Here is a 16,518-nt window from a genome sequence, read left to right as displayed (position 1 = left end):
TGACAGTTCAAGGATTTTGCCCCACAGGAGGTGTGCCATGCGCACTGCCGATTGCTCGGTCCGTCTGGAGCGGATCAGTCAGGAACGCTTTCTCCAGGCCCCTATCGACGCCGTCTACGACTATGTGACCCAACCGGATCGCTGGCACGAATGGCACCCTACCTCTCTCAGCGCTGATACCGGCACCCGTGGCTCCCTTGCCGCCGGCGCACGCTTTGGCGAAATGATCGACCTGCTCGGCGTGCGCGTGCCCCTGAGCTACCGCGTGCAAATCGCCCAGCCCCCTGGTGAGTTCAAGGCCGCATTCACCTCGGTGGCGGTCGACGGCTCCATCCACTACTTTCTGCAACCCTATCGCGACGGCACGCTGTTCAAGCGTGTACTCATTTACGAAACCGAGCTGCAACTGGCCACCCTGCATGCGCGCATGGTCGAGCTGTCGGCGGTTGCGCTGGACCGGCTCAAGCAACGGCTGGAGAATGCCTGACCTCTCCACAGTGAAACTCACGATGAATCCTTGCCCTTGATCGGTTACCTCGGCCTGTTCCTGGCGGCCTTTGGCGCCGCCACCCTGTTGCCGCTGCAATCGGAAGCCGTGCTGGTCGGGCTGTTGCTCAGTGGCGATTACCCGTGGGGATGGCTGCTCAGCGTCGCCACCCTGGGCAATGTGCTGGGCTCGGTGGTCAATTGGCTGCTTGGCCGCTGGGTGGACCATTTCAAGGAGCGGCGCTGGTTTCCGGTCAGCGCCAGGCAGTTGGAAAAAGCACGTAACAATTACCGGCGCTGGGGGCACTGGACGCTGCTGCTCAGTTGGGTGCCGATCATCGGCGACCCGCTGACCCTCGTCGCCGGCGTGATGCGTGAACCGCTATGGCGATTCCTGCTGCTGGTCACCCTCGCCAAAAGCCTGCGGTATGGCGTACTCGTCGCCGTGACGCTGCACTGGGTATTAATTCCTGCTTAATCGGCTATAAACAGCATCCGGACACTTTCTCTGGAGTATTGCTTATGCCTCTGATCCGCGACGTTTTCATCACGGGACTGCTCGCCACCAGTACCGCCTCTGCCTTCGCCGCTACCTACGGGCCTGAACTGCAAGGTTTCCAATACCCCTATCCGCTCAAGCACTTCGAGTTCCAATCCCAGGGCCAGTCCCTGCAGATGGGCTATATGGACGTGCCCGCCAACGGCACGCCCAATGGCCGCAGCGTGGTGCTGATGCACGGCAAGAATTTCTGCGGCGCCACTTGGGAAGGCTCGATCAAGGCCCTGAGCGACGCCGGCTATCGGGTCATCGCGCCGGACCAGATCGGCTTTTGCACCTCCAGCAAGCCCGAACGCTATCAATACAGCTTTCAACAATTGGCCACCAATACCCACCAACTGTTGGAAAAGCTGGGCGTAAAAAACGCCACCCTCCTCGGCCACTCCACCGGCGGCATGCTCGCCACCCGCTATGCACTGATGTACCCGACACAGACCGAACAACTGGCGATGGTCAACCCGATTGGCCTGGAAGACTGGAAAGCCCTGGGCGTGCCCTCTATCAGCGTTGACCAATGGTACGCGCGTGAGCTGAACGTCAGTGCCGAGGGGATTCGCAAGTACCAGCTCAACACCTATTACGTCGGGCGCTGGAAGCCGGAGTACGAGCGTTGGGTGGACATGTACGCAGGCTTGAGCGACGGCCCGGGGCACAAGCAGGTGGCATGGAACTCGGCATTGATTTACGACATGATCCTCACCCAGCCGGTGTATTACGAATTCAAGAACCTGAAGGTGCCCACCCTGTTGCTGATTGGCACGGCCGACAACACCGCCATCGGCAAGGACGTGGCCCCGCCCGAGGTCAAGGCGAAGCTGGGCGATTACGCCGTGCTGGGCAAACAGGTCGCCAAACTGATTCCCAAGGCCACGCTGGTGGAATTCCCGGGCCTGGGCCATGCGCCGCAGATGGAAGAACCGGCCCGGTTTCACCAGGCGCTGTTGCAGGGGTTGAACAGCCTTTAATCCAACTTTTTTCGAGGCACTCGTGAATGTCGGTACAGATCGCAGTCATTGATGATTGGCAGGACGTGGCCAGTGGTGTGGTGGATTGGTCGGCGCTGGCGCAGGTCGGGCAGGTGCACTTCCTGCACGACTACCCGGCGGACACGGCGGTGATGATCGAGCGGTTGAAGGCCTTCGAGGTGATTTGCGTAATGCGCGAACGCACCACCTTCGACCAGGCGCTGCTGCAAGGCCTGCCCCACCTCAAACTGCTGGTGACCGGCGGCATGCGCAATGCCGCCATCGACATTTCCGCCGCCAAGGCCCTGGGCATCCAGGTGTGCGGCACCGACAGCTATAAACATGCGGCGCCGGAGCTGACCTGGGCGCTGATCATGGCCTCAACCCGCAACCTGCTCGCTGAAGCTGCTTCGCTGCGGGCCGGTCACTGGCAGGTCGGCCTGGGCGGTGACCTGCACGGCAAGACGCTGGGCATTCTCGGCCTGGGCAGCATTGGCCAGAAAGTTGCCAGGTTTGCCCAGGTGTTCGGCATGCGCGTGATTGCCTGGAGCGAAAACCTCACGCCCGAGCGCGCTGCCGAAGCCGGGGTGACCTGGGTGAGCAAGCGCGAGCTGTTCGAGCAGGCCGACATCCTCAGCGTGCATCTGGTACTGAGCGCCCGCAGTCGTGGGCTGGTGGACGCCGAGGCGCTGGGCTGGATGAAACCGACGGCCAGGTTGGTGAACACCGCCCGCGGGCCGATTGTGGATGAGCAGGCACTGGTCGAGGCCCTGAGCGCCGGGCGACTGGCCGGGGCGGCGCTGGATGTGTATGGCGAGGAGCCTTTGCCGGTCGATCACCCCTTCCGGCGCTTGCCCAATGTACTGGCGACGCCCCATGTTGGGTATGTCAGCGAGCAGAATTACCGGCAGTTCTACCAGCAGATGATCGAAAACATCCTGGCCTGGGCTGAAGGGGCGCCCGTTCGCGTGCTGGCATAACCGTCCGCCGCACCATTGCAGGGCAGCCATGGCTTGATTCGGAATGAGCAGGCCACAATGGCCACCCTGCACTGCATCAGCCCTACCGACCGTCGGCTTATAACCGCCGGATATCCTGTTACAAGTTTTTTGTCCTACAAATTCTTCCTAAAGTCCCTACAGTGTCTGAGTTCTGTCCTAGACTCATGACCGATGGGTCCGTTTCCGAATAAAAACCCCGCAAAAAATCGAAACTTTCAAACTCTGCCGTAGGTCAAGTTCCAGGTAGGGCGTGTTCAGCGGTTCCCGCCAGATGCCGTCCATCCAATCTTTTAAAGATAACCGTGCAACTGGCATACGCCTTGCCAGTTTGTATAGCGCTTGTGCGCCTGGCCGCAGGAAGCGGCCAATTCGAGCCAGTGGCAGCGGGCCACTAGCCGACCAACATCAAGGGGAGTGCATTATGATCAGTGCCGCAGTTGTAACTCAGGGAGAGCGTTTTAGTCAGACGGTAGGAGGAGCCACTTCGTTGGCCGACCTGCCCAATACTGTGCGGCCGATCGTGAGTCAGAATCCAAATCGCAAGAAAGTCTTGTTCGTGACCTCCGAGTTCGCCGACCTGGTGAAAACCGGCGGCCTGGGCGACGTCTCCGCCGCCCTGCCCCGCGCCATGGCCCATCTGCATGATGTGCGCGTGTTGATCCCCGGTTACCCGCAGGTGATGGAAAGCGACAACCCTATCCACATCGTTGGCGAGCTGGGTGGCCATGCTGCGCTGCCGCCGTGCAAGATCGGGCGCATGGACCTCAAGGACGGGCTGGTGATCTACGTGCTGATCTGCCCTGAACTGTACGAGCGTGAAGGCACTCCCTACGGCGCCAACAACGGTCGCGACTGGCCGGACAACCATATTCGCTTCGCCCGTCTGGGGCTGGCCGCCGCCGACATGGCCGCCAACCTCGCGCAGATTCACTGGTGCCCGGACCTGGTGCACGCCCATGACTGGCCCGCCGGCCTGGCGCCGGCCTATATGCACTGGCGCGGGTCCCGCACCCCAACCCTGTTCACCATCCATAACCTGGCCTATCAAGGCGTCGTCAGCCTGGCCTCGACGCCGGAGCTGGGCATTCCGCCCCACGCCCTGCAACAGGAAGGCATGGAGTTCTACGGCAAGATGTCGTTCCTCAAGGCCGGCATGGCGTATTCCAGCCATATCACCACCGTGAGCGCCACGTACGCCGAAGAAATCACCACCCCGGAATTCGGCTGCGGCCTTGATGGCTTTTTGGCCAGCAAGACCCAGCAAGGCTTGCTCAGTGGCATTCCCAACGGGATTGAAGACAGCTGGGAAACCTCCACCGACCCGCACCTGACCCACAACTTCAATATCGGCGACTGGGAAGGCAAGGCGGTCAACGCCCGGCAAGTGCGCGACCTGTTTGGCCTGAGCGAATCCAACGGACCGCTGTTCGCGGTGGTATCGCGTCTGGTGTTCCAGAAAGGCCTGGACCTCACCGAGGCCGTCGCCAGCTTTATCGTCGAGCAAGGTGGCCAGATTGCGATCATCGGTCGCGGCGAGCCGGAAGAAGAAAACGCCATGCGTGAACTGGCGCTGCGCTTCCCGGGCCAGATCGGCGTGCGCATCGGCTTCAATGAAACCGACGCGCGCCGCATGTTCGCCGGCAGCGATTTTCTGCTGATGCCGTCGCGCTACGAGCCCTGCGGCCTGAGCCAGATGTACGCCCAGCGTTTCGGCTCGCTGCCGGTCGCGCGCAATACCGGCGGCCTGGCCGACACCATCGAAAACGGCGTGACCGGCTTTCTGTTCAATGAATCGACAGTCGACAGCTACAAGGAAGCCCTGAGCCGCGCGTTCAAGGTGTTTGCCTTCCCTGACCTGCTCAACGCCATGCGTTGCCGGGCCATGACACGGCCATTCAACTGGAGCCAGGCGGTGGAACCCTACGCCGAACTCTATGAGCAACTGGTGGCTAAAGCACTGGGGAAATCCGCTAAATAATCAAAGGGAGGTTTTTGTAGATGCCGTTACGGACTCTGGAAACCTGGCCCCACGGCGCAATCATGCTGGACGCGCAACACACGCGTTTTGCCCTGTGGGCGCCAGACGCGTTTTATGTCAGCGTTGAATTGGAACACGGTAAATCCATCGCCATGCTGCCTCAGGCAAATGGCTGGTTCGAGACAGAAGTGGCGTGCCCTGCGGGCACACGCTATCGCTTCAACATCGATGGGGAGATGGACGTCCCCGACCCCGCTGCAAGGGCGCAGGCCGACGATGTCCACGGTTGGAGCCTGGTGGTCGACCCGCTCGCCTATGAGTGGCGACACAGCCAGTGGCAGGGCCGCCCCTGGCACGAGGCGGTGATCTACGAACTGCACGTGGGCGCGCTGGGCGGCTACGCTGCGGTTGAGCAGCACCTGCCGCGCCTTGCCGCGCTGGGGGTCACCGCCATCGAACTGATGCCTTTGGCGCAATTTCCCGGCGAGCGCAATTGGGGCTACGACGGGGTTCTGCCGTACGCGCCGCAATCCTCCTACGGCTCCCCCGAGCAGCTCAAGCACTTGATCGACAGCGCCCACGAACACGGCCTGGCGGTGATCCTCGATGTGGTTTACAACCACTTCGGGCCGGACGGCAACTACCTCGGGCAATACGCGGCAGGCTTCTTCCAGGAGGAGGTGCACACCCCATGGGGCGCGGGCATCGACTTCAATCGCCGCGAAGTGCGGGACTTCTTCCTCGATAACGCGCTGATGTGGCTGCTGGAGTACCGTTTCGACGGCTTGCGCCTGGATGCGGTGCACGCCATCGACAACCCCGGCTTCCTGCAGGAACTGGCACATCGCGTGCGTCAGCAGGTGGATACCGGGCGTCACGTGTGGCTCATGCTGGAAAACGAGCTGAACCAGGCCAGCCTGCTGCAACAGGATTTCGATGCGCAGTGGAATGACGATTTCCACAATGTGCTGCACGTGTTGCTCACCGGTGAAACCGACGCCTACTACAGCGACTTTGCCCAGGACCCGACCGCCAAACTCGCGCGTTGTCTGGGCGAAGGCTTTATCTATCAAGGGCACACCACGCGCCACGGCCATGCCCGTGGCGAGCCCAGCGCGCATCTGCCACCCACCGCCTTCGTCGCGTTCTTGCAGAACCACGATCAGATCGGCAATCGCGCCCTGGGCGAGCGCCTGCACCAGCTCTGCTCGCCCCAGGCGCTCGAAGCGGCCACAGCGCTGCTGCTGTTGTCGCCGATGATTCCGCTGATGTTCATGGGCGACGAAGTCAACGCCAGCGAACCATTCCTGTTCTTTACCGACCACCATGGCGACCTGGCCGAAGCCGTGCGCGAAGGCCGGCGCAACGAATTTGCCGACTTCGCCGCCTTCCACGACCCCGAGCGGCGCGCACGCATTCCCGACCCAAATGCGCTGGCGACCTTCACGCAGTCGACCCCCAGCTTTGCCGACAACGAACAGGCCGAGCTGTATCGCCACCTGCTGAGCCTGCGCCACCGGCACATCGTGCCGCACCTGCCCGGCGCCGTTGCCCTGGGCGCGCAGGTGCTGGGCGACGCCGCCGTCAGTGCGCGCTGGCGTCTGGGCGATGGCAGCACCTTGCAGATCGACCTGAACCTGGGCACCACGGCGCGGGACTGCGCGACGTCAGGCCCGGTTATTTTTCAAACGCCGGCCAGCCAGGATGCGCAACTGCCGCCCTGCAGCGCGCGCGTCACCTTATCCCCTGTTGGAGAGCACCCTTGAGCGAAGCGAACCTGGAAATCCTCGCCAGCCGCGCGGGCCTGGCCGTCGAGTGGATCGACGCAAATGGCCGCCCGCAACGCGTGAGCGCCGATGCCCTGCGTGCCGTGTTGAAAGGCCTCGGTCACCCGGCCGGCAACGATGCCGAGATCGACGCCAGCCTGCATGAACTGGAACAGGCGCAAAACGATAAACACCTGCCCCCTCTGCTCACCGTCGAAAGCGGCGACGGCCTTGACCTGGCGCGTTTCTTTACGCCTGACACGCCCTGCCGCGTGAACCTGGAACAGGGTGAGAGTCTGGAACTGCGCCTGGACGGCAGCGCGGTGCTGCCGGGAGTAGTCGCCCTGGGGTATCACCAGGTGCATATCGCCGACCAGCAGTTCACCCTCGCCGTGGCGCCCCGCCATTGCTACAGCGTGGCCGAAGCAGTCGACTCCCACCCTGCCCGCGCCTGGGGCCTCAGTGCCCAGCTGTATTCGCTGCGGCGCCTCGGCGATGGCGGTTTCGGCGACACCCTGGCCCTGGAAAACCTCGTGCGCGCCGCTGCCGAACGCGGCGCCGATGCGTTGGCGATCAGCCCGATGCACGCGATGTTCAGCGCCAACACCGGCAGCTACAGCCCCTACTCGCCGTCCAGCCGCTTGTTTCTCAACAGCCTTTACGCCTCGCCCGCCAGCATCCTCGGCGAACGTGAAGTGCGTGACGCCATTGAGGCCCTGGGCCTGGACGAAGAACTGCACCGCCTCGAACAGGAAACCCTGATTGACTGGCCGGCCGCCGCCAAGGCCAAACAACGCCTGCTGCGCGCCCTGTATGAAGACTTTCGCCACGGCCATCACCCGCAGCACGCCGACTTCCTGAGCTTTCGCCAGGCCGGTGGCGAAGCCCTGGAAAACCACTGCCGCTTCGAAGCCGTACAAGCGATGCGCGCCGCTGCCGGGGAAGACCTCGACTGGCGCCACTGGCCCGAGGATTGGCGCACGCCGCAGAGCCCGGCACTGGCGCAATTTGCCGAGGACAACCGTGACGAAATCGGCTTCTACGCCTTCAGCCAGTGGCTGATCGCGCGCTGCCTGGCACGTGCGCAACAGGCTGCACGCGGCAGCGGCATGGGCGTCGGCCTGATCGCCGACCTGGCCGTGGGCGCCGACGGCGGCGGCAGCCAGGCCTGGAGCCGCCAGGATGAGCTGCTCGCCGACCTCACCGTGGGCGCGCCGCCGGATATTCTCAACCGTGCCGGCCAGGGCTGGGGTATCTCCGCGTTCTCCCCCGAAGGCCTCAAGCGCAATGGCTTTCGCGCCTTCATCGAGATGCTGCGCGCCAACTTCGCCCATGCCGGCGGCCTGCGCATCGACCACGTGATGGGCCTGCAACGCCTGTGGGTGATCCCCATGGACGCCTCGCCGCGCGAGGGCGCTTACCTGTATTTCCCGGTGGACGACATGCTGCGCCTGCTGGCGCTGGAGTCGCACCGCCACCAGGCCATCGTGCTGGGCGAAGACCTCGGCACCGTGCCCGACGGTCTGCGGGAAAAACTCAGCAGTCGCTCCATCCTTGGCATGCGCGTGCTGTTGTTCGAACAGAACCATGAAGGTCAGTTCACGCCGATTCTCGACTGGCCGGACAACGCCCTGGCGACCACCAGCACCCACGACCTGCCGACCCTCAACGGTTGGTGGCACAGCCGCGATATCGACTGGAACGTCCAGCTCGGCCTGATCGACGCGCCCACCGTGGAGCAATGGAGCGAGCATCGCCTGCGTGAACGCCAGGCGCTGCGCCAGGCCTTGAGCCAGGACCCGCAGAACTTCGTCGACGAGATCCGCAACGAAACCGACCACATGATCGACGCCAGCGTGCGCTACCTGGGGCACACCCGAGCGCCATTGGTGTTGCTGCCCCTGGAAGATGCGCTGGGCCTCGAAGAACAACCCAACCTGCCCGGCACCACCGATACCCATCCCAATTGGCGCCGGCGCCTGCCGGGCGAGGCCGCGAGCCTGCTCGACAACGCCGGCGCCGCGCGTCGCCTCGAGCTGCTGGCCGTCGCGCGCAACCAAGCCTATGAGCGTGACCGATGAAAGCACTGCCCCTGCGCGCGACCCAGCGCCTGCAATTTCACAAAGGTTTTACCCTCGATGACGCGGTGCCGCTGGTGCCGTATTTCGCCCGGCTGGGCATCAGCCACCTGTACGCCTCGCCACTGCTGAGCGCGCGCGCCGGTTCCATGCACGGCTACGATGTGGTCGACCCCACCAGTGTCAACCCGGAACTGGGTGGCGAAGCGGCCCTGCGCCGGCTGGTCGCGGCGCTGCGCGAGCACGACATGGGGCTGATCCTCGATATCGTCTCCAACCATATGGCCGTTGGCGGTGCCGATAACCCCTGGTGGCTGGACCTGCTGGAATGGGGCCGCCTGAGCCCCTACAGCGAATTTTTCGACATCCAGTGGCACTCGCCGGACCCGCTGCTCAAGGGCCAGCTGCTGATGCCGTTTCTGGGCAGCGACTACGGCGAAGCCCTGCAGACCGGCACCCTGAAGTTGCTGTTTGACGCCGAGCACGGTGCGTTCCACGTCGAGCATTACGAGCACCGCTTCCCGATCTGCCCGCGCGACTACGCGATGATCCTGGGCAATGACGAGCCACTCAAACCGCTCGCCGAGCGTTTCCGCGCCCTCGCCCATCAGGACGACGCCTACGCCGAAGCCGCCTGGCTCAAGCAGGCCCTGGCCGAGCGGGCCACCGAGGTGCTGCCGGCCATCGAGCAGCGCCTGGCCGCGTTCGACAGCCGTCAACCGGAGGGCTTCAAGCGCCTGCACCAGTTGCTCGAACAGCAGGCTTATCGCCTGGCCAGCTGGCGCACGGCGGCGGACGATATCAACTGGCGTCGCTTCTTCGACGTCAACGAGCTGGGCGGCCTGCGGGTGGAGCGCACAGCGGTGTTCGAAGCCACCCATGGCAAGATTTTCGAGCTGATCAGCGAAGGGCTGGTGGATGGCCTGCGCATCGACCACATCGACGGCCTGGCCGACCCGCGCGGCTACTGCCGCAAACTGCGTCGCCGCGTCGACTCGCTGGCGCCGGACCGGCACTTGCCGATCTTTGTCGAGAAGATCCTCGGCGACGGCGAAACCCTGCGCGAAGACTGGCAAGTGGACGGCACCACCGGCTACGAATTCATGAACCAACTGTCGCTGCTGCAACACGACCCGCAAGGCTTTGCACCGCTGGCCGAGCTGTGGACGCGTCACAGCGAGCGGCCTTCGGCGTTTATCGAGGAAGCCCGGCTGGCGCGCCAGCAGATCCTCAATGGCTCGCTGGGCGGCGACTTCGAAAGCGTGGCCCAGGCGCTGCTGCAAGTGGCCCGCGACGACGTGATGACCCGTGACCTGACCCTGGGCGCCATTCGCCGGGCCTTGCAGGAACTGATCGTGCATTTCCCGGTGTACCGCACCTATATCAGTGCCCGTGGCCGCAGCGCCGCCGACGACAAAATCTTCCAGCAGGCCATGGACGGTGCGCGCAGCACCTTGAACGAAAACGATTGGCCGGTGCTCGAGCACCTCGAGCAGTGGCTCGGTGGCCAGCCGTGGCGCAATCGCCCGGTGGGCCGCGAACGCAAGATCCTCAAGCATGCCTGCGTGCGTTTCCAGCAATTGACCTCGCCGGCCGCCGCCAAGGCCGTGGAAGACACCGCGTTCTATCGCTCGGTGGTGCTGCTGTCGCGCAACGATGTGGGCTTCAGCACCGAGCAGTTCAGCGCGCCGGTGGAGGCATTCCACGCGGTCAACCAACAGCGCCTGCAGGCCTTCCCGGATAACCTGCTGGTCACCGCCACCCACGACCACAAGCGCGGCGAAGATACCCGCGCGCGCCTGGCGGTGCTCAGCGAGTGCGCGCCGTGGTATGTCGAGCAGGTGGAGCACTGGCGCACCCTCGCCGCGCCCTTGCGCAGCGATGCCGACATCCCCAGCGCCGGCGATGAGCTGATTCTGTACCAGGTGCTGCTGGGCAGTTGGCCGCTGGACATGGGCGCGGACTTTAGCGACTACCAGCAGCGCCTGTGGCAATGGCAGCAGAAGGCCCTGCGCGAAGCCAAGTTGCAGAGCAGCTGGAGCGCGCCCAACGAAGCTTACGAACAAGGCGTGGAAGCGTTCCTCTCGCGCCTGTTGCTCAGCGAGGAAGGCCGCGCATTGCGCGAGGCCATCGGCAACGCCGCTCAGGCCATCGCACCGGCCGGCGCCTTGAATGGTCTGGCGCAAACCTTGCTTCGCGTCACCGTGCCGGGTGTGCCGGACCTGTACCAGGGCACCGAGTTCTGGGATTTCAGTCTGGTGGACCCGGACAACCGTCGCCCGGTGGATTTCAGTGCACGGCAACAGGCGCTGGACGCGTCGCCGGACCCTGGCGAGCTGCTGTTCCACTGGCGTGACGGACGGATCAAGCAAGCGTTGATCGCCCAGGTGCTGGCCTTGCGCGAGGCCCATCCCGAGGTGTTCCGCAGCGGCAGCTACACGCCGCTGGAAGTGGTCGGGCAACACGCCGCCCACGTGGTTGCATTCTGCCGCGAGCACGCCGGAACACAGGTGCTGGTGGTGGTGCCACGCTGGCCGCAGCGCCTGCTTGAAAACGGTGTGCATCCCACCATCACTGCGCAGGTTTGGGGCGATACACGGGTGAAATTACCGTTCAACGCGCCAACGCAAAACTGGAAGGGACTTTTTCATACAGGCGCAGTCACACCAGACAAGGAGCTGTTGATCAGCACTGCCCTGGGGGATTTCCCGGTCAATGTCTTTATCAATCCTGATATTCAAGAAAGCTGAACATTTTCTGTGAGGAGCGTGTGATGAGTAGTGAAGACAAACGCATTCGCGAATTGGCGCATCAGATCTGGGAGTCCGAAGGCAAGCCCCACGGTGAAGATGCACGTCACTGGGAGATGGCGCGCAAGCTGGCTGAAGCCGAGGCGTTGACGCCGAGCAAGTCCAAGCCTGCGGACAAACCCAAAGCCGGGCCCAAGGCCGCGCCTAAAGCTGCGCCCAAGCCCAAGCCGTCACCGTCCGCTGCCGGCAAACCGGCCGCACCGGCTGCGAAAAAGCCGCCGGCACCGAAAAAACCAAAGCCTTGACCTCCACACCGCTTGTCGACACGGTCGGCAAGCGGTGTTTTTACCTTCCAGACAGTCAGCTGAATTATCGTCAGTACGGCCGCGTTCGGCCTGAAAAACACCTTTGCAGGAGCAACACCATGAGCAAGCCCGACAAAAACCCTCCGACGCAGAGCCATGAGCCGTCGAGGATCCGTGAAGGTTTGCCCTTCCCGCTTGGCGCCACCTGGGATGGCCTGGGCGTTAACTTTGCGCTGTTCTCGGCCAATGCCACCAAGGTGGAGCTGTGCCTGTTCGACGACAGCGGCGAAGTGGAAATTGAGCGCATCGAGCTGCCCGAATACACCGACGAAATTTTCCACGGTTACCTGCCCGACGCCCATCCCGGGCTGATCTACGGCTATCGCGTGTACGGTGCTTACGACCCGGCCAACGGTCATCGCTTCAACCACAACAAACTGCTGATCGACCCCTACGCCAAACAGCTCGTGGGTGAATTGAAGTGGTCCGAGGCGCTGTTTGGCTACACCATCGGCCATCCGGACGATGACCTCAGCTTTGACGAACGCGACAGCGCACCGTTCGTGCCCAAGTGCAAGGTCATCGACCCGGCGCACACCTGGGGCAACGACCAGCCGGTGCGGGTGCCGTGGGACCGTACGATCATTTATGAAACCCATCTGCGCGGCATCAGCATGCGTCACCCCTCGGTCGAGGAGTCAGTACGCGGCACCTGCGCCGGCCTGATGGAAGACGATGTGCTCAAGCACATTCGCCAGTTGGGCGTCTCGTCGGTGGAGCTGTTGCCCGTGCATGCCTTCGTCAATGACCAGCACCTGCTGGAAAAAGGCATGACCAACTACTGGGGCTACAACAGCATCGCGTTTTTCGCCCCCGACCCGCGCTACCTGGCCAGCGGCAAGATCGCCGAGTTCAAGGAAATGGTTGCGCACCTGCACGAGCAGAAGCTCGAAGTGATCCTCGACGTGGTCTACAACCACACCGCCGAGGGCAACGAGCGCGGGCCTACCCTGTCGATGCGCGGTATCGACAACGCCTCCTACTACCGCCTGATGCCCGACGACAAGCGCTATTACATCAACGACTCCGGCACCGGCAACACCCTGGACCTGAGCCACCCGTGCGTGCTGCAGATGGTCACCGACTCGCTGCGTTACTGGGCCACCGAGATGCACGTCGACGGCTTCCGATTCGACCTGGCGACCATTCTCGGCCGCTACCGCGACGGCTTCGATGAGCGCCACAGTTTCCTCGTCGCCTGCCGTCAGGACCCGGTGCTGCGCCAGCTGAAAATGATCGCTGAACCCTGGGACTGCGGCCCCGGTGGCTATCAGGTGGGCAATTTCCCGCCGGGCTGGGTGGAATGGAATGACCGTTTCCGCGACACTGTGCGCGCCTTCTGGAAAGGTGACGACGCGCAGTTGGCCGACTTTGCCGGGCGCATGACCGCCTCGGGCGAGATGTTCAATCACCGGGGTCGCCGGCCTTACAGCTCGGTGAACTTCATCACGGCCCATGACGGTTTCACCCTGCACGACCTGGTGTCGTACAACGACAAGCACAACGAAGCCAACGACGAGAACAATCAGGACGGCAGCAACAACAACCTGTCCTGGAACCATGGCGTCGAAGGCCCGACCGAAGACCCGGAAATCAACGCGCTGCGCCTGCGCCAGATGCGCAATTTCTTCGCTACCCTGCTGCTGGCCCAAGGCACGCCGATGATCGTTGCCGGCGATGAATTCGCCCGCACCCAGCACGGCAACAACAACGCCTACTGCCAGGACAGCGAAATCGGTTGGGTCAACTGGGACCTGGACGAAGACGGCAAGGCCCTGCTCAAATTCGTCAAGCGCCTGATCAAACTGCGTCTGGCCTACCCGATCCTGCGTCGCGGGCGTTTCCTGGTGGGCGACTACAACGAAGACATCGGCGTCAAGGACGTGACCTGGCTGGCGCCGGATGGCAATGAAATGAGCACCGAACAATGGCAGGACGCCAACGGTCGATGCCTGGGCATGCTGATGGATGGCCGCGCGCAGGAAACCGGGATTCGTCGGGCCGGCGCCGATGCGACCTTGCTGCTGGTGGTGAACGCTCACCACGACCTGGTCAATTTCCGCCTGCCCCACGTGCCTGAAGGTCAGTTCTGGACCTGCTTGCTCGACACCAACGAACCGGCGGTGCGCGGTCAGGAACGCTTCGACTTTGAACATGAATATGCCGTGACGGGCCGCTCGCTGCTATTGTTCGAACTTCAGCGAGACGATGAGGTGTGAGATGGCTTTGCACGGATTCCTTCGTGGCTACCGGGGGTATGCGGACACGCAGGCCCTGGGTGACGCCCTGAAGGCGCTTCAGGAAGAAGGACTCGATCAACTCCCGCTGCCCGGCAGCGGGCAGACTCTGGAACGGTTCAGCCGCCTGGCGCAGGTGGCCGGGCACGATCTGCGCCTGTGCAAGTTATTCGAGGGCCATACCGACGCGTTGGCGATCATCAAGGAGCTGCGCTGCCCACTGCCGCCGTTGGGCAGTATCTGGGGCATGTGGGCCGCCGAACCGCCCTACGCGAAAGTGCGCGTGCGCAAGGCGGGTCAGCGCCTGCTGCTGGAGGGGCGCAAGGCCTGGTGCTCGGGCGCGGCGGTGGTCAGCCATGGCTTGCTCACCGCCTGGGATGAAGAGGATCGCCAGCAACTGGTGGCGGTGGAGATGCACCAGCCTGGCGTCACGGTGACGGATCAGGGCTGGAACGCGGTGGGCATGGCGGCGACCGGCAGCGTCGAGGTGGTTTTCAATGAGGCCTGGGGCATTGCCATCGGCCAACCTGGGGATTATCTGGCGCGGCCGGGCTTCTGGCATGGCGGCATCGGTATTGCCGCGTGCTGGTACGGCGGCGCGCAGCGTCTGGCCGAAGTGCTGCGCGAGCAGTGCGGCAAGCGTCCGGAACCCCATGCCCTGGCGCACCTGGGTGCAGTCGACAGTGCGTTGAACAGCGCCGCCTGTGTGCTGCGCGCCAGTGCCGGGCAAATCGACCAGGCGCCTCTGGCCGACGCGCGCCTGCTGGCGCAGCAGACACGCGCCAGCATCGAGGACATGACCGAGCAGGTGATCCACCATGTCGGGCGTGCTGTCGGTGCCGGGCCGTATTGCAAGGATCCGCATTTCGCCCAGTTGATGGCGGACCTGCCGGTGTACGTGCGCCAAAGCCATGCCGAACGTGACCTCGCCGCGCTGGGCGAGCTGGTGGCGGGCGAGCCATCGGGGAGTTGGCAATTATGAAACCCAACCCGATCGTCGGCCAGGGCACGCCGTTGCACCAGTGGCAGAACTCACCCCACATGGCCGGATTGCCGCAAATAAGCGTCGAACAACTGGTGCCCGAAGGTCATCGCGCCGTAATCATCGCGCCGCACCCGGACGATGAAGTGCTCGGCACGGGCGGCCTGCTGCAAGGCCTGGCGGCGCTGGGCCGGCCGATCCAGCTGATTTCGGTCACGGACGGCAGCGCCAGTCATCCGGGTTCGCAGCGCTGGCCGGTGGAGCGCTTGAGTGTGGTGCGCCCGCAAGAGTCGGCCCAGGCCCTGCACCGCCTGGGTGTGCCCCTGCACAGCCTGAAATGGCTGCGTGCAGGCTTTACCGACAGCAAGGTCGCGGCCGGCGAAGCGCAGTTGGTGGCTTTTATCCAGCGCTACCTCAAGCCTGATGACGTGGTGTTCACCACCTGGCGCGAAGACGGGCATTGCGACCATGAAGCGGTCGGCCGCGCCAGCGCCACGGCTGCCGAGAACGTCGGCGCAACGCTGTACGAACTGCCGGTGTGGACTTGGCACTGGGCAACCCCGGAAGACAGTCAGGTGCCGTGGCACCGTGCGCGCAAGATCCCGTTGAGTCCCGAAGCGGTGGCCCGCAAGCGTCACGCGATCCATGCGTTTGCCAGCCAACTGGAAGGTGACCCGCAGATCGGCCTGCCGCCAGTCCTGGCGCCCTATGTGGTCGAACGGTTGCTGCAACCGTTTGAAGTGGTGTTTGTATGAGTGTCGCAACGCCCTACTTCGACCAATTATTCGACGGCAACGACGACCCTTGGGCCTTCCGCCAGCGCTGGTACGAGCAGCGCAAACGCGCGCTGACCCTGGCGGTGTTACCGCGCCCGCACTACGCCTCGATCTTCGAGCCCGGCTGTGCCAATGGCGAGTTGAGCGCCGCACTGGCGCCGCGTTGTGACCGGCTGTTGTGCTGCGACGCGGCTTCGGCGGCGGTGGCCCTGGCGAAAACCCGGCTGCTGGACTTCGCCCATGCGCAGGTGCGGCAAAACCGGCTGCCGCAGGAATGGCCCGAGGACCGGTTCGAGCTGATTGTATTGAGCGAATGGTGTTACTACCTGGACGCCGATGACCTTTCCCGCCTCATCGACTGCGCACTCGGATCGCTCACCGCCAACGGGCAACTGCTGGCCTGCCACTGGCGCCCGGCCATTGACGGCTGCCCGCAGACCGCCGAGCAGGTGCACGCCCTGCTCGACCAGCGTCTGGCCATGCCGCGCGTGCTGATGCACCACGAAGCGGACTTTTTGCTCGACCTGTGGAGCCGCGACGGCACCTCGGTCGCCGCCCATGAAGGCCTGCGCTGA

The 16,518-nt window shown here is 63.8% G+C and carries 13 protein-coding genes; all 13 read left to right on the top strand.

Annotation, left to right across the window (positions count from 1 at the left end):
• Positions 1 to 37 precede the first annotated feature (37 nt).
• The 13 genes from TU79_RS21030 to TU79_RS20970 all read left to right on the top strand — a co-directional run bounded on the left by TU79_RS21030 (position 38) and on the right by TU79_RS20970 (position 16,518).
• A complete protein-coding gene (locus tag TU79_RS21030; protein ID WP_057009802.1) occupies positions 38 to 487 on the top strand; it encodes an SRPBCC family protein in 450 nt (149 codons plus the stop codon).
• Positions 488 to 526: 39 nt separating this feature from the next.
• Entirely contained in the window at positions 527 to 964 is a 438-nt protein-coding gene (locus TU79_RS21025; protein ID WP_057009847.1) for a YqaA family protein, read from the top strand.
• 44 nt (positions 965 to 1,008) lie between these two features.
• The gene (locus TU79_RS21020) at positions 1,009 to 2,010 is read left to right on the top strand and encodes an alpha/beta fold hydrolase (protein WP_057009801.1); all 1,002 of its coding nucleotides are present in this window, start codon (positions 1,009 to 1,011) and stop codon (positions 2,008 to 2,010) included.
• A gap of 26 nt (positions 2,011 to 2,036) precedes the next feature.
• Entirely contained in the window at positions 2,037 to 2,990 is a 954-nt protein-coding gene (locus tag TU79_RS21015; RefSeq protein WP_057009800.1) for a D-2-hydroxyacid dehydrogenase family protein, read from the top strand.
• A gap of 442 nt (positions 2,991 to 3,432) precedes the next feature.
• Positions 3,433 to 4,989: a glycogen synthase GlgA gene (glgA, locus tag TU79_RS21010; RefSeq protein WP_082638618.1), complete on the top strand. Its 1,557-nt coding sequence runs from the start codon at positions 3,433 to 3,435 to the stop codon at positions 4,987 to 4,989.
• Between the two features lie 20 nt (positions 4,990 to 5,009).
• On the top strand, positions 5,010 to 6,755 hold the full coding sequence (gene treZ / locus TU79_RS21005) for a malto-oligosyltrehalose trehalohydrolase (protein WP_057009798.1): 1,746 nt from the start codon (positions 5,010 to 5,012) through the stop codon (positions 6,753 to 6,755).
• Positions 6,752 to 8,836 carry a 4-alpha-glucanotransferase gene (malQ, locus tag TU79_RS21000; protein WP_057009797.1) on the top strand — a complete coding sequence of 695 codons (2,085 nt, stop codon included), beginning with the start codon at positions 6,752 to 6,754 and terminating at the stop codon, positions 8,834 to 8,836. The genes treZ and malQ overlap by 4 nt, the downstream gene beginning before the upstream one ends.
• Complete coding sequence (locus TU79_RS20995; protein ID WP_057009796.1) at positions 8,833 to 11,583, top strand: malto-oligosyltrehalose synthase; 2,751 nt, start codon at positions 8,833 to 8,835, stop codon at positions 11,581 to 11,583. Before malQ ends, TU79_RS20995 begins: the two co-directional genes overlap by 4 nt.
• 23 nt (positions 11,584 to 11,606) lie before the next feature.
• Positions 11,607 to 11,888, top strand: coding sequence for a DUF2934 domain-containing protein (locus TU79_RS20990; RefSeq protein WP_057009795.1), 282 nt, complete (start codon positions 11,607 to 11,609; stop codon positions 11,886 to 11,888).
• Between the two features lie 119 nt (positions 11,889 to 12,007).
• Positions 12,008 to 14,167 (top strand): glycogen debranching protein GlgX, encoded by a 2,160-nt coding sequence (gene glgX / locus TU79_RS20985; protein ID WP_057009794.1) that lies wholly within the window; start codon positions 12,008 to 12,010, stop codon positions 14,165 to 14,167.
• A 1-nt stretch (position 14,168) separates the two neighbouring features.
• The gene (locus tag TU79_RS20980; protein WP_057009793.1) at positions 14,169 to 15,167 is read left to right on the top strand and encodes an acyl-CoA dehydrogenase family protein; all 999 of its coding nucleotides are present in this window, start codon (positions 14,169 to 14,171) and stop codon (positions 15,165 to 15,167) included.
• Complete coding sequence (locus TU79_RS20975) at positions 15,164 to 15,922, top strand: PIG-L deacetylase family protein (protein WP_057009792.1); 759 nt, start codon at positions 15,164 to 15,166, stop codon at positions 15,920 to 15,922. The genes TU79_RS20980 and TU79_RS20975 overlap by 4 nt, the downstream gene beginning before the upstream one ends.
• Positions 15,919 to 16,518, top strand: coding sequence for an SAM-dependent methyltransferase (locus TU79_RS20970; RefSeq protein ID WP_057009791.1), 600 nt, complete (start codon positions 15,919 to 15,921; stop codon positions 16,516 to 16,518). The genes TU79_RS20975 and TU79_RS20970 overlap by 4 nt, the downstream gene beginning before the upstream one ends.

Source organism: Pseudomonas trivialis, from assembly GCF_001439805.1.
Classification (GTDB): Bacteria; Pseudomonadota; Gammaproteobacteria; order Pseudomonadales; family Pseudomonadaceae; genus Aquipseudomonas; species Aquipseudomonas trivialis.
Note: the sequence above shows the minus strand (reverse complement) of the source record. Positions and strands in the feature narration are given on the sequence as shown.